The organism is Nocardia amamiensis NBRC 102102 (assembly GCF_001612745.1).
GTDB classification, from domain to species: Bacteria; Actinomycetota; Actinomycetes; order Mycobacteriales; family Mycobacteriaceae; genus Nocardia; species Nocardia amamiensis.
On the sequence record NZ_BDBA01000046.1, the window covers coordinates 1 to 20194 of the forward strand.

Sequence of the window (20194 nt, forward strand, 5' to 3'; positions counted from 1 at the left end):
GACGGCCGCTCGGATGTGCCACGTCTTTCAGCCGCCATCCTCGACAGGACGGACGATAATCGCGCGTAGATTCTGACGCGGTGCCGCAGGTGACGCAGTCGAAGTGCCATGTCGTGCGCCTTCGCGCTTCGGTACCAGTCGCTCAGCGAGCGCGGGCTCGGACCATCTCCTGGGCGGCGACGCGGTAGCGGTCGGCGATGAGCCGGACCACGGCCGGGTGCACGCCGATGGGTTCGGCGACGCCGTCGGCGCCCGCCTCGTGCAGGCGCTGCTGGAACAGGCCGTGTGCCAGCAGGTACGAGGCGACGAAGACCCGGCGGGCGCCCGCGGCGCGCAATTCGGCGACCACCTCCGGTACGCGCGGCGCACCGGTGGCGACGTAGGCGATACGGACTCCGGTACCGAGGCGTTCGGCCAGCAGCGCGGCCGCGCGCCGGACGTCCTGGCGGGCGCGGGCGTCCGAAGAGCCCGCGGCGGCGAAGACCACCGCGTCACCCGGGGTCCAGCCCGCGGCGCGCAGGCGCAGTTTCATGATGCGCGCCAGCGCGGGATCGGGGCCCATGGCCGGGGTGACCACCGTCGCCGGATGGGCGCTCTCGGAGACCTCGCGTGGTACGTCCTGGTAGACGTGATAGCCCGAAGCCAGGAACGCCGGAACCACCACGGCGGGTACGGAGTCCCCAGTCGGGGTCGCCAGATCGCGCAGCACTTCCGCGGGCGAAGGACCGAGCACGTCCACGAATGCCGTACGCACCCAGGGGCTTTCCTCGGTGCCGGGCCCCGAAACCCCAGCACCGAGTTCCTTCGCCACGGCCTCGGCGAGCGCCGCGATCATCTGCACGCCCTTGGTGCTGCGGGTCCCGTGGGCCACCAGCACCAGGGCGGGCGCGGTCACCAGCTCCCCGCAGTCTGGATGTACCGAGGTGCCCGGGTCGGAATTCCGACGCCGGGCACCTGCGGGCCTCCTGTCGCGGTGGGCCGTTGGTTGTTGTCGGTGCATTCCGCCGGGTCCAGCGCGAGCCGGTACCCGCGTTTGACCACGGTCTGAATCGCTTTCGGCGTGCCGAGACCGGCGCGCAGGCGGGCGATCGCGGTTTCCACCGCGTGCGTGTCGTCGCCCCCGCCGGGCAGCGCGGCGAGCAGGTCTTCGCGGGAGACGACCCGGCCGGGCTGGCGGGCCAGCGAGCGCATCAGCGCCATCGGCGCGGGCGCCAGCTGACGCACCTGGCCGTCGACCACCACGCACGCACCGCGCACGCTGATGTTGTGGCCCGCGGCCTGGATCCGGTTGGCGCGCCTGGGCAGTTCCTCGGCGACATGGCGAGCCAAAGCACCGAGCCGAGCCCGCCCCGGCATCGATGTGGGCACCCCGAGCTCCTCCAGCGGGGCAGCCGTGATCGGTCCGACACAGGCGGGCAGCACCCGGCCGCGCAGCGCGTACAGCAGCCCTTCCAGCAGTCCGGTTTCCTTGGCGCGCATCAGCATGGACGCGACCGCGGGGGCGCTGGTGAAGGTGACGCAGTCCAGACCGGAAGTGACGATGCCCTCGATCAGGCTGTCCATCGGGCCCTGGTCGTCCGGCGGCACCCAGCGGTACACCGGCACCGGGACGACATCCGCACCGGCGCAACGCAAGACCTCACAGAAGTCCGGGACCGGTTCCCACTCGGTGGTGGCCCCGTGCAGCTGCACCGCGATCCGGACACCTTCCACGCCCTCCGCGAGCAGGTGGTCGAGCACCTCGGCGGACGACTCGGAGGCAGGCGACCATTCCTCGCGCAGCTCGGCGGCGCGGATGGCGCCCTTGGCCTTGGGGCCGCGGGCGAGCATCCGGGTGGTGCCCAGCGTGCGGCGCAGATCCTCGGCCAGGCCCCAGCCTTCGGCCGCCTCCATCCATCCGCGGAAGCCGATACCGGTGGTGGCGACGGTGATCTGCGGCGGATCGGTGACCAACTGCCGGGTGACGCGCTCGAGCTCGTTGTCGTCGGCCAGCGGAATGATCCGGATGGCCGGCGCGGACACGATGCTCGCTCCCCGGCGTTTCAGCAGCGTGGCGAACTCTTCGGCGCGCCGGGCCGCCGTGATGCCGACCGTGAATCCGGCCAGGCTGGCGCCCGTGTCAGGTGTTGTCATGCCGTTCATCCATCCGACGACGCGAGCCCGGCTGCCACCGGCTCGTTGGAAACCGAAACGATGCCGTCGTCCACGCGCACCGCGTACACCGGCAGCATCGCCGATTCGTCGTCCAGGCAGCGCCCGTCGACCAGGGAGAAAGCCTGCTTCAGCAGCGGCGAGGCAACGACGGGCACGCCGCCGCGGTCGCCGACGATCCCGCGCGACATGACCGCGGCCTTGCCGAACGGATCGATATTGCCGACGGCATACAGCATGCCGCCCTCGAGCAGAAACAGGGCCGCCTGGCGGCCACCTTTCAGCAACACCGCAACGCCGCGGCCGGGAATCAGGTAGTCGAGACGGCATGCCTGTGTCCACCCAGTGGTGGTAGCTGCGGCGATGCCGGTGGTGTCGATCACGGTCATCGGTGTCATCCTCCAAACGCCTTAATCATTGGTACCGGCGTTCTGTTTCCGGGCGGTTAAGCGGTCATTTCCCCTGCGTGGCGACCGGGACTTCGGGCAGTCCCAGCAGAACGGGAACCTTCCGCTCACCCGATTCGTCGAAGGAGATCGTCGGATCGGCCTCTTCCGGGGCGTTGACGAACGACACGAAGCGAGAGAGCTTCCCTTCGTCTTCCAGCACAGCGGCCCACTCGTCGCGGTAGCCAGCGACATGCTGAGCCATGGCCGCCTCGAGATCCTCGGCGATGCCCAGGCTGTCCTCGCAGATCACCTGCTTGAGGTAATCCAGGCCGCCTTCCAGCGCCTCCTGCCACGGCGCGGTGCGCTGCAAACGATCGGCGGTGCGGATGTAGAACATCAGGTACCGGTCGATGTACTTGATCAGCGTCTCGTCGTCGAGGTCGCCGGCCAGCAGCACCGCGTGCTTCGGGGTGAGGCCGCCGTTGCCGCCGACGTAGAGGTTCCACCCGTGCTCGGTGGCGATCACGCCGACGTCCTTGCCGCGCGCCTCGGCGCATTCGCGGGCGCAGCCGGACACGGCCAGCTTCAGCTTGTGCGGCGAGCGCAGGCCGCGGTAACGCTTCTCCAGCAGCACGGCCATGCCCACCGAATCCTGCTGGCCGTAGCGGCACCAGGTGGAGCCGACGCAGCTCTTCACGGTGCGCAGCGACTTGCCGTACGCGTGACCGGACTCCATGCCCGCGTCGACCAGCCGCTTCCAGATCAGCGGCAGCTGTTCCACGCGCGCGCCGAACAGGTCGATGCGCTGGCCGCCGGTGACCTTCACGTACAGGCCGAATTCCTTGGCCACCTCACCGATGGTGATGAGCTGCTCGGCGGTGACCTCGCCGCCGGGCATCCGCGGCACCACCGAGTAGGTGCCGTTCTTCTGCAGGTTGGCCAGGAAGTGGTCGTTGGTGTCCTGCAGTGCGGCCTGCTCGCCGTCGAGGATGTGGTCGCTCGAGGTGGAGGCGAGGATGGACGCGACGGTCGGCTTGCAGATATCGCAGCCGCTGCCCTTGCCGTGCTTGGCGATCAGACCGGAGAAGGTGCGGATGCCGGTGACCTGGACGATCTGGAACAGCTCGGCACGCGACTGCTCGAAGTGCTCGCACAGCGCCTTGGACATCTCCACGCCGGACTGCTCGAGCAGCTTCTTGAGCATGGGGACACAGCCGCCGCAGGAGGTTCCGGCGGTGGTGCACTTCTTGACCGACGGAACGTCGCAGGCGCCCTCGGCGATCGCCCCGCAGATCGCGCCCTTCGACACGTTGTTGCAGGAGCAGATCTGCGCGTCGTCCGGCAGGGCGTCGGCGCCGAGTTCCGCGCCCGCGGGCGAGATCAACGCAGCCGGTTCGGCGGGCAGCGGACGGCCGACGAGCGGGCGCAGCGCCGCATAGGCGGTGGCGTCGCCGACCAGGATGCCGCCGAGCAGGGTCTTCGCGTCGTCGGAGACGACGAGCTTGGCGTAGGTGCCCTTGGCCGCGTCGTGCAGCACGACCGACAGCGCGCCCTCGGTGACGCCGTGCGCGTCGCCGAAGCTGGCCACATCGACGCCGAGCAGCTTGAGCTTGGTCGACATGTCCGCGCCGGGGAACTCGCCCGCGCCGCCGAGCAGCCGGTCGGCCACGATCTCGGCGGTGCTGTAGCCCGGCGCGACCAGGCCGTAGCACACGCCTTCGACCGCGGCGCATTCGCCGATGGCCCAGATGTTCGGGTCGGAGGTCTGCAGGCCGAGGTCGGTGATGATGCCGCCGCGCGGACCGACCTCCAGGCCGGCGTCGCGGGCGATCTGGTCGCGCGGGCGGATACCGGCGGAGAACACCACCAGTCCGGCCTCGATGACCGACTCGTCCGACAGCGTGACCTGCACGCCCTGGTCGGTCGCCTCGATCGAGGAGGTGCCGACGCCGGTGTGCACGTGCAGGCCGAGGTCGGTGACCAGCCCCTCCAGGATGGCGCCGCCCCCCTCATCCACCTGGGCGGGCATCAGCCTGGTGTTGTACTCGACCACATGCGGGGTGAGCCCCAGCAGCCGCAGCGCGTTCGCGGCCTCCAGGCCGAGCAGACCGCCGCCGACGACCACACCGGCCGCTCCCGGTCCGGCGGCCTCCGCGGCGGCACGGATGCCGTCCAGGTCATCGAGGGTCCGGTAGACGAAGCACTCCGGGCGGTCGTGGCCGGGCACCGGCGGCACGAACGGGTAGGAGCCGGTGGCCAGCACGAGCGCGTCGTAGGCGAGGGTGTCGCCTGCCGACGTGGTGACCTTGCGCGCTTCCCGGTCGATCGACTCGGCGCGCTGCCCGAGCCGCAGCTCGACCAGGTCGTCACCGGCGTACTCGTTGCCGGGCAGGGCGAGCGCGGCGGCGTCCCAGCTGCCGACGTAGGACGAGAGGCCGACCCGGTCGTAGGCGGGCAGTTGCTCCTCGCTGAGGATGACCACCTGCCAGCGGCCTTCGGTGTCACGCGAGCGCAGCGCCTCGACGAACCGGTGCCCGACCATTCCGTGGCCGACGACCACCGCGGTCTTACGAGCGACTGTGGGGTTCATCTGTTGGTCCTCCTGGACTGGATCTGGTGTCAGGCGCGGGCCGACGAGCTGGTGGATTGGGACGGGGCGCTCTGCGAGCGGCTGGCTTCGGCTTCGGCTTCGAGTACGAACGTCTCGGCCTCCACGACGACATCGGAATCGGCGGCGATGTGGCCGACCGGGCGGCGCAGGAAGACCGCCCAGACCACCAGCGCGCAGACCACGTAGAAGGCCATGAACACCCAGAACGCGGTGGTCGCCGACGTGGTCGAGGCGTAGGAGGAGCGCAGCACCAGGTTGATGCCGACGCCGCCGAGCCCACCGATGGCGCCGACGAAACCGATGAGCGCGCCGGAGGTGTTCTGCGACCACGCGGACTGCTCGGCCGGGGTGGCGTCCAGGCTCTTGGACTTCGCCTCGAAGACCGAGGGGATGATCTTGGTGACCGATCCGTTGCCGATACCCGACAGCACGAACAGCGCGATGAAGCCGACGACCAGCGTGGTCATCACCGCACCGCTGGCCACGCCGTTGTTGCGGTCTGCCAGCGTGCTGGCCACTGCGACCAGTACCGCGGCGCCCATCATCGCGCCGAACACGTACAGCGTGACCCGGCTACCGCCAATGCGGTCGGCCCACTTGCCGCCGTAGGGGCGGGCCAGCGAGCCGAGCAAGGGACCGATGAACGCGATCTGCGCGGCGTGCAGGGTGGCCTGCACGGCGCTGTCGCCGCCGGCCTTGAAGCTGATCTGGAGCACCTGGCCGAAGGCGAAGCTGTACCCGATGAACGAGCCGAACGTGCCGATGTAGAGGAACGCGATCGCCCAGGACTGCGGCACCTTCAGGGCGGTGATCATGTACGACAGGTCGGCCTTCTGGTTGGGCAGGTTGTCCATGAACAGCGCGGCGCCGAGCCCGGCGAGCACGACGAAGACCAGGTAGATAGCGCAGATCAGCGACGCGTAGCTGTTGCCGAGGGTGGCGATCACCAGCAGGCCGATCAACTGGATCACCGGAACGCCGATATTGCCGCCACCCGCGTTCAGGCCCAGCGCCCAGCCCTTGAGCCGTTGCGGGTAGAAGGCGTTGATGTTGGTCATCGAGGAGGCGAAGTTGCCGCCGCCGAAGCCCGCGAACGCGGCGATCACCAGGAACGTCGTGTACGAGGTACCGGGCTGGTTGATGAAGTACAGGGTGAGCAGCGTCGGAATGAGCAGCAGGGCCGCGCTGAACACGGTCCAGTTGCGCCCGCCGAAGCGCGCGGTCGCGACGGTGTAGGGAATCCGCAGGACCGCGCCCACCAGCGTCGGCACCGCGACCAGGAAGAACTTGCCGGCCGGATCGATGCCGAACTTGTCGGTGGGCATGAACAGCACCATCACCGACCAGATCGACCAGACCGAGAATCCGACGTGCTCGGCGACGACCGACCAGATCAGGTTGCGCTTGGCGACGTTCTTGCCGCCCGCTTCCCAGGCCGCGACATCCTCGGCATCCCAATGCTCGATCTGCGGCCTGCGGATCTTCGTCCATAGCGCTTCCGAACGGTTACGCGTCAGCGTGCTCAACAGGGCCTCCCAAAGTCGGTTGGCCCCACGGTAGGAAATGGGTATTGCCGAAATGCTGCGCGAAATGACCGTCAAATCAACGGTTGCTCACGATTACCGGCGAACCAAGGTGAGTTTCTGCTGAATGTTTCGCGCATGTGACACAGCGGTTTCCGCGCGTGACAAAGTGGCCGATCCGGAATCGGACCGCCCGTGAGATGTGACGCGCGCTACCCGCCTGTGCGCGTCGCCCACATCCTTACCCGGCTCGCACAGCCACGCAACCGGAGTTGTGAGATTCGCGAAAAAGGTCGGCGGCTCAGCTCCAGGTGTCTTCGAGCATGCGCGGTTTGCAGGCTTGCCAAGCGCCGGTCAGCAACACGAGCACGGCGGCGCCGAGCATCCCGAATGGAGCGAGCCACCCGCCGGTCGCCGTGTGCAGCATCCCGAACAGCAGCGGCCCCGCACAGGCCACCGCGTATCCGACGCCCTGGGTGAAGCCGGACAGCGCGGCCGACCCGCCCGGGGTGCGGGTGCGCAGGTTGATCAGCGTCAATGCCATCGGGAAGGTGCTCGGACCGAGACCGAGCAGCACGACCCAGAGGACCGGCGCGGCCATCGGCGCGATCAGCAGCCCGGCGAACGCGATGAAGAACAGCACCGCGCAGCCCGCCACAACAGGGAAGGGATTACGGAACCGGGCGACCATGGTGGGCGCGGTCAGCGCGGCGACCAGGCCGACCACCGCGAACAGCCCCACCATCGCGCCGCCGTACCCCGCACTCGCCCCCGCCTCGCGCAGGACCTTGGGCAGCCAGGTGAACATGGAGTAGGTGATCAGCGAGGTCATGCCGAACATGCCCGCCATGCCCCAGGCGATCGGCGAACGCCACACGCGTCCAGCGCGCGGCGCCTGCTCCGGTGCGGCGGTCCGGTCGCCCTCGTCACGTCCGCGCAGCACCAGCAGCCACGGCACGGCCGCCGCGAAACCGAGCAGGGCCCACACCCCGAGCGAGATACGCCAGCCGTGCGCCTCGGCGACCGGCACCGCGGTGAAGGCGGGCACGACGGTGCCGAGCTGCACCATGACGATGTACAGCGAGCTGATCACCGCGAGGCGATCCGGGAAATACCGCTTCACCAGCGGCGGGATCACCACGTTGCCGATGCCCATGCCCGCGAGCGCGAGGGCGGAGAAGATCAGCAGCTCCATGGTGCCCGACATGAGCACCCGGATCAGCATGCCGGTGCCCGCCATCAGCATGGCGGTCAGCGCGGTGCGCTCCAGTCCGAGCCGGGTGGCCAGGATCGGGGTGAGCAGTCCGGACAGCGCGAACATGGCGGTCGGGATCATGCCGAAGACACCGACAACGGCGATGCCATAACCGATTTCGGCGCCGATCCGGTCGGCAAGCGGGCTGAACGCGGTGACGGCGACCCGCAGGGTGAGCGCGGACATCACGATCGCGGCCAGTACCAGCAGGCGGCCCTCGGTCAGCGCACGTCGACGCCGCTCGATCAGGACGGATTCCTGGCGGGTCACGATTTCCGGGAGGGTCGCAGTCACCGAGAAATCATAGGATGACCGGATGATGAGCGGCAATGATTTGTGATGGGCGGTACTCTGTCGAGGTGCAACCCGTCCGGCGCACCAGCCTCATCGCCCAGGTCACCGAACAGCTTCGGGCCGAAATCCGTTCCGGCCGTTGGCCGATCGGCTCACGCATTCCCACCGAGCCGGAGCTGACCGAGCTGACCGGCACCGGCCGCAATACCGTGCGCGAGGCCGTCCAGGCCCTCGTGCACGCGGGCATGCTGGAACGGCGCCAGGGCTCGGGCACCTATGTGATCGCGGCTTCCGACCTCGGCGGCGCCTTGGGCAAATACTTCGCCGACGCCGAGGAACGCGACGTGCTGGAGCTGCGCCTCGCGCTGGACACCACTGCCGCCGCGCTGGCGGCCCGCCGCCGCGACGACACCGACATCGCAAACCTGCTGCGCCTGCTCGCCGAGCGCGACAAGGAATGGGACGAAGACCAGGCCGCCGCGATCGAGGCGGACGTGCAACTGCACCGCGCGATCGTCGTCGCGAGCCACAACGCGGTGTACCTCGAGTTCTACGACTCGCTGCTGCCGATCATCGAACAGGTCATCCGGGCGCGGACCGCGAAGTCCGACGACTCCTATCCCGAAGAGCACGCGGCCCTGGTGCACGCGGTGATCGACGGCGATCCCGAGCGGGCCGCGGCGGCGACACAATGCTTCCTCAATTCCCTCATTGCCGAATATCCGGACGCGCGATAAACGCAAGACCGGCGAGGTAACCAAGTGGTCACCATCGGTATCCGGCCAATGTGAGTCGGAATTGCCGGGAATGTCACCGAAAGCCACGGGAACGCAACAACCGGCTCTTACCTTTGTCTCGACCGTAGCTAGGCACTCGACAGCCGCCGGCGGCAATATGCCGCGATGAGGGCCGGTCGAGCCGAATCGAGAGGAAGCCGATGACCGCCGTAGCAGCCACCGGCCAGCAGTCGCAGCCAACGACTTTCGAACACAAGAAACGCGGACGCTGGATCGACCACTGGGATCCGGACAACGTGGAATTCTGGGAGTCCGGCGGCGCGAAGACCGCGCGCAAGAATCTGATCTTCTCCGTGTTCGCCGAGAATCTCGGCTTCAGCGTCTGGGTCATCTGGGGAACCGTGGTCACCACCATGGGCCTGGCCGGCTTCGACTTCCTGGCCGGACTCGGCAAGGGCAACCCCACCGCGGTGAGCAACGCGCTGCTGCTGACCTCGACCCCGACTCTGGTCGGCGCCGCGCTGCGCATTCCGTACACCTTCGCCATCCCCAAATTCGGTGGACGGGCGTTCACCGCGTTCAGTGCGGCCATGCTGTTGATCCCGACCCTCGGTCTGGCCTACTTCGTCAACCAGCCGGGCACGCCCATGTGGGTCTTCCTGATCCTGGCCGCGCTGGCCGGTTTCGGCGGCGGCAACTTCTCCTCGTCGATGGCGAACATCTCGTTCTTCTTCCCCGAAGGGAAGAAGGGTGCGGCCCTCGGCATCAACGCGGCGGGCGGCAACCTCGGCGTCGCGCAGACCCAGCTCATCCTGCCGCTGCTGATCACCCTCGGCACCCACATCATGGCCAAGGATCCCGCGGGCTACCGGTTCGGCATCACCCTGTCGGTGCTGGTCTGGATACCGTTCATCCTGGTCGCCACGTTCGGCGCGCTGCGTTACATGGACAGCATCACCACCGCGAAATCCGACGGCAAGTCCTACAAGCTGGCACTCACCAATCGGCACACGTGGGTGATGTCGTTCCTGTACATCGGCACCTTCGGCTCGTTCATCGGGTTCTCCTTCGCCTTCCCCACCCTGATCAAGGCCAACTTCCCGGACCTGGCCAAGATCGGCTGGATCACCACGCTCGGTAACCTCGCCTTCCTCGGCGCGCTGGTCGGCTCGTTCAGCCGTCCGTTCGGCGGCTGGGTCTCCGACAAGGTCGGCGGCGCCAAGATCACCATGTTCGTGTTCGGCACCATGTCGGCCGCGGTCGCGCTCATCATGGTCGCGCTGGAGATGAAGAGCTTCCCGCTGTACCTGATCGCGTTCCTGCTGCTGTTCGTGGCCACCGGCATCGGCAACGGCTCCACCTACCGGATGATCCCGATGATCTTCAGCGCGGAGGCCAAGAAGTACGCCGCCGAACACGGCCTCGACATCACCGAATCGGTGGCCTCGGCCAAGCGCCAGGCTGGCGCCGCCATCGGCGTGATCGGCGCGATCGGCGCCTCCGGCGGTTACCTGCTCCAGCAGGCGCTGCGCCTGTCGAACATCAACTTCGGCAGCATGGCGCCCGCCTTCTGGGCCTACGCCGCGACCTTCCTGGTCATGGCTGCCGTCACCTGGTGGTTCTACCTGCGGTCCTCGTTCGCCGTCCAGCGCGTCCCCTCGCTGGCGTACGCGAACGTGTAACCGCCACAGCGTGTCCCGCGGTCCGGACCCCGCGGGACACGGGCGCGACGGCCCGCCGTTCCCCTCCGGGGAGCCGTGCGCCCCACCCGAAGAGACCGAACGTCCGCCCCATCGCCCGGGTGAAATCCCGGGTCCGGCAACGGGTCCCGGCCTGCACCGGGACGACGGGCGGGCGTTCGGTTTCGTCGTACCCGGGTCCGGTCGGTAGTACCGACGATCCGGAAGCTCAGCGCATCCTCGAATCGAAGGTCGGCCCGCCGTTATCGGCAGGCTGACGTTCGCATTTTCGTGCGCAGCGCTTACCCGATGCCGGTCCGGTCACCGGCGGGACGACGGTCGTGCTCACCGGGACGAGGTTGACCGATTTACCGATTCAGAGGTCGAGGCTGGACGATTGCGACGTCAGCTGGGTACTCCTCGCTTCGTCCTGCGACTGGAGCTTGTTGGCCGCCGTGGTCAGCGACTCCGAAAGCTCGGCGAGGTTCTGTTGCAGCAAGTTCCGGCGGCCTTCCAGATAGGTGGTGAACCGTCCGAACGCGCTCGCCGCCGATTCTTTCCATCCGTCGCGGCTGTCGGTGATCGCTTGATCGACCTCCCGAAGCTTCGTGCCGGAATCGTTGAACAGAATGTCGAGCCGACCGGCCGCACCACGTAGCAGTTCAGGATCGACAGATACGGAATCGGCCATCAAACGCCCCCTGTGTCTAGCGAATACGCGTAACTGCCCGCTACGATACCGGTCAGCACAAGCGATGCGATTTCTATGGGGGACGCTGGTCGATGCTGTTACCGGACATCCGTTGGTGGAACGAACACGCACTGGAAATGCTCGAATCGTCGCTGTCCCGCCGTATCACCACGCTGGAAGACGTCGACAACCAGCTCGCGGACATCGCCGAACTCCCAGGCTGGCACGGCGACGCCGCGGACGCGGCGCGCCGCAGGTTCACCGTCACCGCCGACCAGCTCACCGACGAAGCCGCGGCGCTCGGCGCGGTTCGTGAACTGACGAAACAGACCAGGGAAGCCGTCAAGCACCTGAAGGCCACCTTGGCCACGATCGACCAGACGGCCACGGCAAACGGTCTCGAAGTTTGGGACAACGGGCATGTCACCATCGCCGACCAGCCCAACGCACCCGACCCGGCGTCGGTGGAGGCCTTGCGCCTGGAACTGATCGAGGCCGCACGCGCGGTCATCCGCCAAGCCGACGACATCAACGCGGACGCGGCCGCGGTACTGAACAAGGCCGCCGACGGACAAATCGACGACAAGGACGCCGCGGACGTGTCCGCCGCATCCACCACCGGCGCATCGCAAGGCGGACTGACCGCGCCCGCTCCCCCGGAGAAGGGAACTCCACAGCAGAACAAGGAGTGGTGGGATGCGATGGACGAACAGCAGCGCCGCGAGGTCATCGAGAAGCATCCCGAATGGATCGGCAACCGCGACGGCATACCGTCCATGGCCCGCCACGAAGCGAACGTCAACCGGATCGATGACGAACGCACTCGATTGACGCAGGAGCGGGACAGGCTGCGGGAGGAGCTGAAAGACGCGCCCGACGGGTCCAGGTACCCGAACGCGCCTGATCCGTATGCCAAAGAGAAAGCGGAACTGGCCGGCGTCGAGGCGAAACTGAAGGATCTCGACGCGATCGAGGGCATCTTGAAAGACCGTCCGCTGGACCCGAGCAACCCAGACAAAGGCGCCCGTCTGCTATTGCTGGATATGCAGTCAGGAGAGAAGGGTATGGCCGCAGTCGCCGTTGGTGACCCTGATAACGCGGACCATGTCTCGGTCACCACGCCCGGCGTGTCTACGACGGTGCAGTCGTTGGGGGGCATGACCCGCGAGGCGGCGGCCGTGCAGGAAGAAGCGATGGACCAGTTGCGCCGGGCGGGCCGTCCTGATGAGCGCGTGGCGTCGATCGCTTGGCTCGGGTATGAGCCCCCACCGGAAATCGGACCGGAGGCGGCGAGCGCCGATCGAGCCAAGGAAGGTGCACCGAGGCTGGCGAACTTCTTCAATGGTCTGGACGCCGCCTCGAACAAACCGGATCCGCATATCACGGCCTTGGGCCACTCCTACGGGTCCTACACGACGGCGCTGGCGTTGCAGGATCCTGGCCCCGGCCAGCCCGTCGACGATGTTGTCTTCTACGGCTCACCGGGTATCAACGCCGATGACGAACCAGATCTCGGTCTGCCACAGGGACGTGGATATGTGATGCGCGCACCCGACGACCCGATCACATGGGCCGATGGCACCGGCGTGTTCGGCCCCGATCCCGTAACGACAAAGCTGGAGCAACTCTCTGTCGCCGAGGCTACGACGAGCGACGGCGTCCATCGCGAGGACTCGAACGGCCACAGCGAGTATCCCCGGCCGAGCGCGAACGGCGAACTTCGCACAGCCGCATACAACATGGCCGTGATCGTCGCCGGTCTACCGGAACGGGCGGTGCGCTGAGATGGCGAAGAAGGTAGTTGTACGACTACTGGCGTCGATCGTCGCTGCGGCGATCCTTAGCGGATGTGGAAGCAATTTGGATAACCCCGACCACCCGGTGACCAAAGACGAGATCGGACACGCGGAAGCGAAGATGCGGCAGCTGCCGTCTGTGGAAGCCACTGAGCGACAGCTCATCGCGATTATCCATCAGATCGCAGATGCCGCGAAAACCATTGCACCTGAACTCGACTGGCGGATCGATGTCAATCGCGGACAGGACACGCTTGGCTGCCCATCCCCGTACCTGGAGACCGACGGGGTATCGATGTCGACCGACCGCCTCGTCTCGTTGGTGCCGATTGCCGACAGCGAGTGGCCCAGCGTTCTGAATGCCGCCCGCGACATCGCCGCACAAAACGGAATAACATCGCTCACCATTCGCGTCGACAAACCCGGAGACCACGATGTGATACTGCACTCCCCTGACAACGGCAACGAGATCAAGCTCGGCACATACAAGGCCGCTCTTATCGGCGGCTCAACAGGCTGCCGCTACCGCGAAGAAGACCTGCGAAAGCAACCCGGAAACTGATCGGCCACAGTCACTTTGCCATGCCATCATGTGTCCCGACCAACCAATCGCACAGCTGCGCGGCGTCGCTGAGCCCGATCAACTGAACCAAGCCCCAGTTCTCCTGATGGTTCGGCGCAACACGCAATCGGCTCTGCCAGTCGTCGGCATATTCACGCAGCGCGATAATCATCTCGTCCACCGCTTCGTCGAAGGTGGCGCCGTCTGCCGAGATGGGAACTCCCGGCAGAAACACAGACCAGCCCCCGTTTTCGGCCACCACCCGGGCAGCGGCGCAGAGCTCGGTCAGGGCACAACGTAGTCGTTCTGCATCGACGACCGCGGCGTATTCGTCGTCACGACGTACAGTGGCAACTCGCCCCTGTCCTGCGGCATCCAGCAGGTCCTTCAGGTGCGCACGGGCTTCGGTATAGCTCTCGCAATGCACCGCGTACATGGCACCCCTCCATTCGCTGTGACCAACAGGCCGACGAGCCCGCAGTTACGTCAAGTACTTAGCTTGTCAAAGTGTTACTCGGACGCGGTATCACTCGAACATGTGGCAGGTCCCGCCCCCGTAGTGGTGGTCAATAAGGTAGGTGGACCCCGTCGCGTACTTCCGTGACCGTCCGGTTGATCATCTGCTGCAAAGTGGTGGCGATGCGTTCATTTGTGGTGGGTTTGACGGTCAGCGTGTCGGTGCCGAAGGTGACGTAGCGGCCGTCCTCTTCGACGTCGTTGATCTGGAAGTCCTTGCGGCCCTGAGTGTGACGATTGTCGACGCTGCCCATGGCGTAGACGCCGACGTGGCCGATCAAGGTCATCGCGCGGGTGAAGAATCGCTCGAACTCCTCCCGTGGTGTCGGCCGCCAGGCGTCGCGGACGGGCGGCCGTGGGCGGCCCAGTTCATCGGCCGTGACCTGCAGTTGCTTGCCGTGTCCCGCAGCGCAGCCGGGGAGCACGTCGACCACCGTCCGCGCCACTTCACCGGCGGGCAGCAGCGTCAGTACGACGTCACCGCCTTGTTCCGGGTCCCGGCCCGGCCCTTGCACCGCGACCGCCCCGTGCTGGTAATGCACCCCGGCATGCGCACGCAACCTGCGGTCGCGCCGGGCGCCGGCGAACGCGGCCAGTTCCACTCGCGCCTCCGGCGCCAGCAGTACTTCGACCGTACGCAGCAGATCGTCATCGATGCGCGGTCGCAACGATCGCGCCGCCGCCTGCCGCAGCCGCAGGCTCTCCGACTGGAACTCGGTCGTGTACTGGTGCCGCAGTGGATAGGGCAGCACGTCCCGTCCGGTGGACTCCCACAGAGTCCGGAATTCGAGCGCGGTGAACCGCCAGCTCCGCACTTCAGGCATGGGAAATGTCCTTACGATGCCGGGTTGTCGCCGATGACCGGCGGCACCGTCCCGGGCAGGTCCTCGAGCCCGGTGAGTTCATTGCCGTGTTCCTGCGTGATCAGGTAATCGGGAATGCCCTTGCTGGACTCGTCATCGGACTTGCCGCCGCGCGCACCGGGCGCCATCCCGCCCGGCATGCCGCCCATGCCGGGCCGTCCGGACGGAGTTCCCGACCGCGCGGCGGCCGGGACGGCTCCGGTCGGGTTCGGTGTGCCCGGACGCCCGGAAGGGGGCACGGACACGCCCGGCGAGCCGGGACCGGTGGGACTTCCGGGGCTGCCCGGCGTGCTGAGATTCGGGCTGCCGGGAGTGCCCGGGGCACCGGGCGTGGTGGAGGCAGGGGTGGTCGAAGCCGGTGTCGTAGACGCCGGATCGGTGCTTGTCGATTGCGGTGTCTCCGCCGGGTTATCCGTGGACTGGGTGCCCGAAGGGGTGGTCGAGTCGGTCGGCGACTCGGTCCCGGTAGGATTCGAGCTGGGAGATGGTGTGCCCGAGGGGTTTCCGCTACCGGTATTCGTCCCCCGGGGCTTGGTATCGCCCGGGTCGGTGCCACCCGGATTCGTGACCGGCGTCGGACGCGGAATCACCGGCACATTGGTATCGGACTCCATCACGACCGGCGCATACACGGTGCGCAGCACCCGCAACGCCTCGGCCTTCGCATTGTGCAGGGCCACATCGTCGTTGCGCCAGCCACGCCCGGCCACCCAGGCACGGACGTTGTCCACGCCGCTGCGGTGATCCGGTGCGTGCGGGACCAGCTGAACGGTGGGCTCCAACCCGGTCCGCAATTCGGCCAGCTTGCTGCTGGTCAGGCGGGCCGCATTCGTGACCTGCGCACCCTGGGTGGCGTAGTCGCGGACCGCGCTCGCCGCCGCGTCGCGCGCCGCACCGCGCCAGACGCTCTCGTCGGTTCCGCGCGCCATTGCGGTGGTGAATTCGGTCAGCGAATTATGGTTGCGGTTCGCGATGTTGTTCCAGGCGCCGATCAGGTCATTGACCGCGGCCAAGCCTATTTGATCGACTTTGCGCCGCAGCGTGGCAACGTCGTCCTTGTCGAACTCATCCGCGGCGAGCACTTCCCTGGGCCGGAATTCGCCCTGGAAGCCCAGGCCGGCCGCCCCACTGCGGACGCTGTCGCGCTGTCGGTTGTATGTGTCCTGCACCGCGAACGGATCGACATCGGGCCGCAACTCTTCACCGGAAATCCAGTTGGTGACGTTGCGGAGCACCGTCGAGCCCAGATCGGAGTTGAAGACCTGCAGGCTGCTGAATGGGTTGCCCATCAGCGCACCTGCCCGGTGGCGTTCGCGATCGAGACCGCATCCCGACTGCACTCGAGCGAGTTCGCCATGACCTCACACATATTCTTCGCGGTCTGCATCATCCGGAATTCCCGTGCGGGGTCGAAGAGTGCTGCCGCAGCAGTGCTGACGCTCGTGCTGAACGACCGGTCCCTGCACCCGACAGCTCCCGATGCGAGCCCGAAGCCCGGCAGCGTCAACGTGATTCGACGGCCCATCCCCACCCTCTCGCCCCCTGACGTCTCGAGTTGCGCCAACAGTAGCAGACGACCAGCAGGTTCTCACTGGTATGCGTCTCCAGCACCGCGGCATACGTGGCCGAAGCGCTGTGAAAGCTCACGTTATAGACACTGTATATCTGTGACGATCACCATGAAAGGGATGCTGCACAAAGATATTTCGCAGTCAAGCCTGTACATTTCGGACTCCCGTCAGTGCCGACGGCTGCGTACTTTTTGATTCACCCCGACATCCGAGAGCCGCCACGTGCAGTCACGACAGATCAGATCCCCTGATCGGCATGCCCTCCGATGTCTCCCGGCACACCTGGAGCTACACGCCGATGAGCAATACCCCCACGACGCCAGTCCTGTCCGTCGTGATCCCCGCATTGAATGAAGCGGCGGGCATCGTCCGCACACTGGACCGCCTCGTCGCACAGGACGCTATCCACGAGATCATCGTGGTCGATAACGGCAGTACCGATGACACCCGCCGGATCGTCGCCGAATACGCGATAAATCAGCCCAAGGTCGTCCTCATCGAGGAGCTGCGCAGGGGCGTCGCCCGCGCGCGAAACACCGGATTCGACAAGGCGCGTGGCGATTTCATCGGACGGACCGACGCCGACACCCTGGTCGCACCGGACTGGGGCGAGGTCATCACGCGACACCTGACCGAGCATCCCGACACCGCGGCGGTCACCGGCATCACGACCTACTACGACTCACCGGTCGGCTTCTTCCTCGAATTCGGCTACTACCTACAGCAACGCCGCGGCAAGCTCGGCGGCCGGGTCGGCAATATGCACGGGCCGAACATGGCCATTCGCCGAACGGCGTGGGAGAAGGTCCGCACGGAAACCGCGACCCGCCCGGACGTGATCGACGATCTGGATCTGGCGCTGTGCCTGACGAAGAACGACTTCGTCATCGACCAACTGACGCATATGCGCGCCGAGACCTCCGCCCGCCGCCGCAAAACGAGCCCGCGCCGCTGGTGGGATTTCCAGCTCGCCGGTCTGCGCACCATCAGCAGCCAGGGCTACACGGTGCACCCGTTCCACCGCGCCGTCATCGTCGGCGCGTGGCTGACCCACACCATCCAGTGGCCGATCTACCGGCTGTGGGACTTCGATCGCCGGCGCTTCACACTCCGGCCGAACGCGGCCCGGGAATTCCCGCTCTCGAACTGAAGCCGTGGAGCCGCCCGGCCGATACCGCCGGGCGGCCGAATGGCCCTGGTCCGCGTGCCCACCGGGACCGTGACACTCCGTATTCCACGGTCGCGATCGGTCACCGTCGCCAGAAGAAGTGATGCACCACCCCGCTCGGGCTCGGGATCCGCTCCAGATGGAAACGGTCGACAAGTTCGTCGGGACTTGTCCACAACCGTTCACCACGGCCGAGTTCGGCCGGCGCGACGACGATGTGCATTGTGTCGATGAGGTCGGCGTCGAGGAACTCCCGGACCGTGGCGACGCCGCCGCCGATTCGCACATCCTTGCCCTCGGCGGCGGCGAATGCCTGCGTCAGCGCGTCCTTCGGGGACGCGTCGAGAAAATGGAACGTGGTGTCCCCCAAGATGATCGATGGCCGCTCGTGATGAGTGAGGACGAACACCGGTGTGTGGAACGGTGGTTCGTCTCCCCACCATCCCTGCCAGTCGTAGTTCTCCCATGGCCCGCGATGCGGACCGAACTTGTTGCGCCCCATGATCTCTGCGCCGATGTTGTTGGTGAAGTCGCGGGTGCAGTAGTCGTCGAGGCCGTAGGTTCCCCCGGGGTCGGTCCTGGTGGGCCAGTGCGCGGTGGCGCCCGCCCAGAACATGAGCGCCGCCGGATCGGCGTGGCCGAACGGGCGCTCGAGGCTTTGCCCCTCCCCGGCACCGTATCCGTCACTCGACACGGTGAAGTTCTGAACGCGGACCAACTGTGCCATCAGAGCCCCTTTCTGGTTGCAATCTGCAATCAGTTCGAAACTTACCTAGACTGATCCCATGGCGCAACCAGTTGCTCGCGACAAGCTGCGGGTGGCCCCGGGCAAGTCGGGCTGTCCGATCAATATGACGATCGAGCTCCTCGGGGACCGGTGGAGCCTGATCGTCCTGCGCGACATCATGTTCGGCGGCAAGACCCACTTCCGCGAACTGCTCGCCGCGTCCATCGAGGGCATCGCGTCGAACATGCTGGCAAGCCGCCTCGCGAAGCTCGTCGACGCGGGCCTGCTCACCCGCGACGACGATCCGAGCCACCGCCAGAAGGTCGAATACCACCTCACCGAGGCGGCGATCCAGCTCGTCCCGGTGATGGCCCAACTGGGCGCGTGGGGCGCACGCTGGCTGGACACGACCCCGGAACTGACCGTGCGAGCCGAACTGCTGGCCGCCGGCGGTCCCCCACTATGGGAGCGATTCATGGCCGAACTCCGCGCCACACACCTGGCCGGAGCACCGATACCTACGGATGGCGTGCTCGCAGAACTGACCGCCGCCTATCACGAAGCAGCAGCTGCTCACGGACACTAAACTGGATAGACCCGAGTACCGCTCACATTTCTGCGATGTCCGACCTATCGAACGCAGTTGCTCAGCGCGGCTGATCGGTGGTGTTCGTGATCTGAGTAGCGTTCTCGATGTCTTGGCCGGTGATGCGCTTGAAGGAGATTGCCATGACCTCGCGCATGTTCTTCACGGTCTCGATCTCCTCGAGGATGACCTGATCGATCGAATTGGCCTCGCCGGTGGCTTGTTTCAGGAACTTCTTTTCCAGATCGTGAGCCATTTTGAAATCGCCGAAACCGGAGACGCGCTGAGTTCTGCGCGCGTCGATGAGTATTTCTTCTAGATCGGCGATGCGCTGGTCACATGCTTTCGCGCAGTGGTATGCGGCGTTCTCGTCGTCGAGGTACAGTTCACCGGCTCGAGCTTGGCTGGCAAGCCGACTCCACAATGATGCGTTGTCCTCACTCAAATGACCCCTCCCTCATCAACGCGGCAGCACAGGCACAATCGATTCACCAACCCCATGCAGGATTGTGCACGGGTCTTCGAGATTGTCCTGGCCAGCCCGGTTCGAAACGGACAATTGCAGTAGCCCTTGGGACGCGGGGAACACGGCATCGCACTCCAGATCTTTCGCCGCGCCCTCGACCCTGAACTGCCGACCTGGACGGCCCGCGAGCTCGACATCCTTGAACTCGACGTTGCCGGGCTTACTCTCGACCTCCGAGACCGCGCGACCGGCTGAATACACCGTAATGAAGTACTTGGGTCCCTTCCAGCCGCAGATCTCCCAGCCGGACTGATCGACTCCGGCGATACCGGACTTCTTGGTTGCCGGATCAACCCCGGCCGCCCGCAAAGCATCATCAGGAATCCCCGTACACGGGTCGAACAGGGCTTTCGCAGCGGTAGTGCTGGTGGTGGGCGAGCCGCTCGTGGCGTCTCCGCACGCCACGACACCCGAGGCAATCAGAAAACCGGTAAGCACCAATGTGATTCGACGGCCCATCCCCACCCTCTCGACCCGTGACGACGCAGGTTGCGCCAACAATAGCAGACGGCAGCCTCGACGGTTGTACACCGGAATCACGGGCCGCCG

19 protein-coding genes are annotated in these 20194 nt (G+C 66.5%); 6 read left to right on the forward strand and 13 right to left on the reverse strand.

What is annotated here, in order from left to right; translation table 11 throughout:
• Positions 1–142: 142 nt before the first annotated feature.
• From NA4_RS11870 to NA4_RS11895, 6 genes are all read right to left on the reverse strand, one after another.
• A complete protein-coding gene (locus NA4_RS11870; protein ID WP_067468615.1) occupies positions 143–895 on the reverse strand; it encodes a sirohydrochlorin chelatase in 753 nt (250 codons plus the stop codon).
• On the reverse strand, positions 892–2133 hold the full coding sequence (locus NA4_RS11875) for a uroporphyrinogen-III synthase (protein WP_067468679.1): 1242 nt from the start codon (positions 2131–2133) through the stop codon (positions 892–894). Before NA4_RS11875 ends, NA4_RS11870 begins: the two co-directional genes overlap by 4 nt.
• A gap of 5 nt (positions 2134–2138) precedes the next feature.
• The gene (gene nirD / locus NA4_RS11880; protein ID WP_067468682.1) at positions 2139–2540 is read right to left on the reverse strand and encodes a nitrite reductase small subunit NirD; all 402 of its coding nucleotides are present in this window, start codon (positions 2538–2540) and stop codon (positions 2139–2141) included.
• 64 nt (positions 2541–2604) lie between these two features.
• A complete protein-coding gene (gene nirB / locus NA4_RS11885; protein ID WP_067468624.1) occupies positions 2605–5130 on the reverse strand; it encodes a nitrite reductase large subunit NirB in 2526 nt (841 codons plus the stop codon).
• A gap of 29 nt (positions 5131–5159) precedes the next feature.
• Positions 5160–6680 (reverse strand): nitrate/nitrite transporter, encoded by a 1521-nt coding sequence (locus tag NA4_RS11890; protein WP_067468685.1) that lies wholly within the window; start codon positions 6678–6680, stop codon positions 5160–5162.
• Between the two features lie 295 nt (positions 6681–6975).
• Positions 6976–8115 (reverse strand): MFS transporter, encoded by a 1140-nt coding sequence (locus NA4_RS11895; RefSeq protein WP_169811019.1) that lies wholly within the window; start codon positions 8113–8115, stop codon positions 6976–6978.
• A 173-nt stretch (positions 8116–8288) separates the two neighbouring features.
• On the opposite strand from NA4_RS11895, the gene NA4_RS11900 reads away from it, so the two are divergent.
• Together NA4_RS11900 and NA4_RS11905 are read left to right on the forward strand one after the other, a co-directional pair.
• Entirely contained in the window at positions 8289–8960 is a 672-nt protein-coding gene (locus NA4_RS11900; RefSeq protein WP_067468627.1) for a FadR/GntR family transcriptional regulator, read from the forward strand.
• A 200-nt stretch (positions 8961–9160) separates the two neighbouring features.
• Positions 9161–10642, forward strand: coding sequence for an MFS transporter (locus NA4_RS11905; RefSeq protein ID WP_067468630.1), 1482 nt, complete (start codon positions 9161–9163; stop codon positions 10640–10642).
• Positions 10643–11015: 373 nt separating this feature from the next.
• Here the strand turns inward: NA4_RS11905 and NA4_RS11910 are convergent, their stop codons facing one another.
• Entirely contained in the window at positions 11016–11330 is a 315-nt protein-coding gene (locus tag NA4_RS11910; RefSeq protein ID WP_067468633.1) for a WXG100 family type VII secretion target, read from the reverse strand.
• A 92-nt stretch (positions 11331–11422) separates the two neighbouring features.
• Here NA4_RS11910 and NA4_RS11915 point away from each other — a divergent pair, with 92 nt between their 5' ends.
• Positions 11423–13114 carry an alpha/beta hydrolase gene (locus tag NA4_RS11915; protein WP_067468636.1) on the forward strand — a complete coding sequence of 564 codons (1692 nt, stop codon included), beginning with the start codon at positions 11423–11425 and terminating at the stop codon, positions 13112–13114.
• 1 nt (position 13115) lies between these two features.
• Entirely contained in the window at positions 13116–13688 is a 573-nt protein-coding gene (locus tag NA4_RS11920) for an LppA family lipoprotein (RefSeq protein WP_067468639.1), read from the forward strand.
• A gap of 10 nt (positions 13689–13698) precedes the next feature.
• On the opposite strand, the gene NA4_RS11925 is transcribed toward NA4_RS11920, so the two are convergent.
• The 3 genes from NA4_RS11925 to NA4_RS11935 form a co-directional block, all read right to left on the reverse strand.
• Positions 13699–14124, reverse strand: a complete 426-nt coding sequence (locus tag NA4_RS11925) for a prevent-host-death protein (RefSeq protein ID WP_067468642.1) — start codon at positions 14122–14124, stop codon at positions 13699–13701.
• 130 nt (positions 14125–14254) lie between these two features.
• Entirely contained in the window at positions 14255–15028 is a 774-nt protein-coding gene (locus tag NA4_RS11930) for an ESX secretion-associated protein EspG (RefSeq protein WP_067468646.1), read from the reverse strand.
• An 11-nt stretch (positions 15029–15039) separates the two neighbouring features.
• Complete coding sequence (locus tag NA4_RS11935; RefSeq protein ID WP_067468649.1) at positions 15040–16356, reverse strand: hypothetical protein; 1317 nt, start codon at positions 16354–16356, stop codon at positions 15040–15042.
• A gap of 538 nt (positions 16357–16894) precedes the next feature.
• Here NA4_RS11935 and NA4_RS11940 point away from each other — a divergent pair.
• The gene (locus NA4_RS11940; RefSeq protein WP_245671295.1) at positions 16895–17788 is read left to right on the forward strand and encodes a glycosyltransferase family 2 protein; all 894 of its coding nucleotides are present in this window, start codon (positions 16895–16897) and stop codon (positions 17786–17788) included.
• A 100-nt stretch (positions 17789–17888) separates the two neighbouring features.
• Here the strand turns inward: NA4_RS11940 and NA4_RS11945 are convergent, their stop codons facing one another.
• The gene (locus NA4_RS11945; protein WP_067468652.1) at positions 17889–18533 is read right to left on the reverse strand and encodes a dihydrofolate reductase family protein; all 645 of its coding nucleotides are present in this window, start codon (positions 18531–18533) and stop codon (positions 17889–17891) included.
• A 58-nt stretch (positions 18534–18591) separates the two neighbouring features.
• Between NA4_RS11945 and NA4_RS11950 the strand changes: the two genes are divergently transcribed.
• On the forward strand, positions 18592–19119 hold the full coding sequence (locus NA4_RS11950; RefSeq protein WP_067468655.1) for a winged helix-turn-helix transcriptional regulator: 528 nt from the start codon (positions 18592–18594) through the stop codon (positions 19117–19119).
• Between the two features lie 61 nt (positions 19120–19180).
• Here the strand turns inward: NA4_RS11950 and NA4_RS11955 are convergent, their stop codons facing one another.
• Positions 19181–19564 carry a hypothetical protein gene (locus tag NA4_RS11955; protein WP_067468658.1) on the reverse strand — a complete coding sequence of 128 codons (384 nt, stop codon included), beginning with the start codon at positions 19562–19564 and terminating at the stop codon, positions 19181–19183.
• Positions 19565–19579: 15 nt separating this feature from the next.
• Positions 19580–20083, reverse strand: a complete 504-nt coding sequence (locus NA4_RS11960) for a DUF3558 domain-containing protein (protein WP_245671296.1) — start codon at positions 20081–20083, stop codon at positions 19580–19582.
• Positions 20084–20194 lie beyond the last annotated feature (111 nt).

Excerpts from the sequence above, each read along its gene's own strand:
- NA4_RS11875 (WP_067468679.1), bottom strand. The coding sequence starts at position 2,133 with ATGACAACACCTGACACGGGCGCCAGCCTGGCCGGATTCACGGTCGGC.
- nirD (WP_067468682.1), bottom strand. The coding sequence starts at position 2,540 with ATGACCGTGATCGACACCACCGGCATCGCCGCAGCTACCACCACTGGG.
- nirB (WP_067468624.1), bottom strand. The coding sequence starts at position 5,130 with ATGAACCCCACAGTCGCTCGTAAGACCGCGGTGGTCGTCGGCCACGGA.
- NA4_RS11895 (WP_169811019.1), bottom strand. The coding sequence starts at position 8,115 with ATGTCCGCGCTCACCCTGCGGGTCGCCGTCACCGCGTTCAGCCCGCTT.
- NA4_RS11905 (WP_067468630.1), top strand. The coding sequence starts at position 9,161 with ATGACCGCCGTAGCAGCCACCGGCCAGCAGTCGCAGCCAACGACTTTC.
- NA4_RS11910 (WP_067468633.1), bottom strand. The coding sequence starts at position 11,330 with ATGGCCGATTCCGTATCTGTCGATCCTGAACTGCTACGTGGTGCGGCC.
- NA4_RS11915 (WP_067468636.1), top strand. The coding sequence starts at position 11,423 with ATGCTGTTACCGGACATCCGTTGGTGGAACGAACACGCACTGGAAATG.
- NA4_RS11920 (WP_067468639.1), top strand. The coding sequence starts at position 13,116 with ATGGCGAAGAAGGTAGTTGTACGACTACTGGCGTCGATCGTCGCTGCG.
- NA4_RS11925 (WP_067468642.1), bottom strand. The coding sequence starts at position 14,124 with ATGTACGCGGTGCATTGCGAGAGCTATACCGAAGCCCGTGCGCACCTG.
- NA4_RS11930 (WP_067468646.1), bottom strand. The coding sequence starts at position 15,028 with ATGCCTGAAGTGCGGAGCTGGCGGTTCACCGCGCTCGAATTCCGGACT.
- NA4_RS11935 (WP_067468649.1), bottom strand. The coding sequence starts at position 16,356 with ATGGGCAACCCATTCAGCAGCCTGCAGGTCTTCAACTCCGATCTGGGC.
- NA4_RS11940 (WP_245671295.1), top strand. The coding sequence starts at position 16,895 with ATGCCCTCCGATGTCTCCCGGCACACCTGGAGCTACACGCCGATGAGC.
- NA4_RS11945 (WP_067468652.1), bottom strand. The coding sequence starts at position 18,533 with ATGGCACAGTTGGTCCGCGTTCAGAACTTCACCGTGTCGAGTGACGGA.
- NA4_RS11950 (WP_067468655.1), top strand. The coding sequence starts at position 18,592 with ATGGCGCAACCAGTTGCTCGCGACAAGCTGCGGGTGGCCCCGGGCAAG.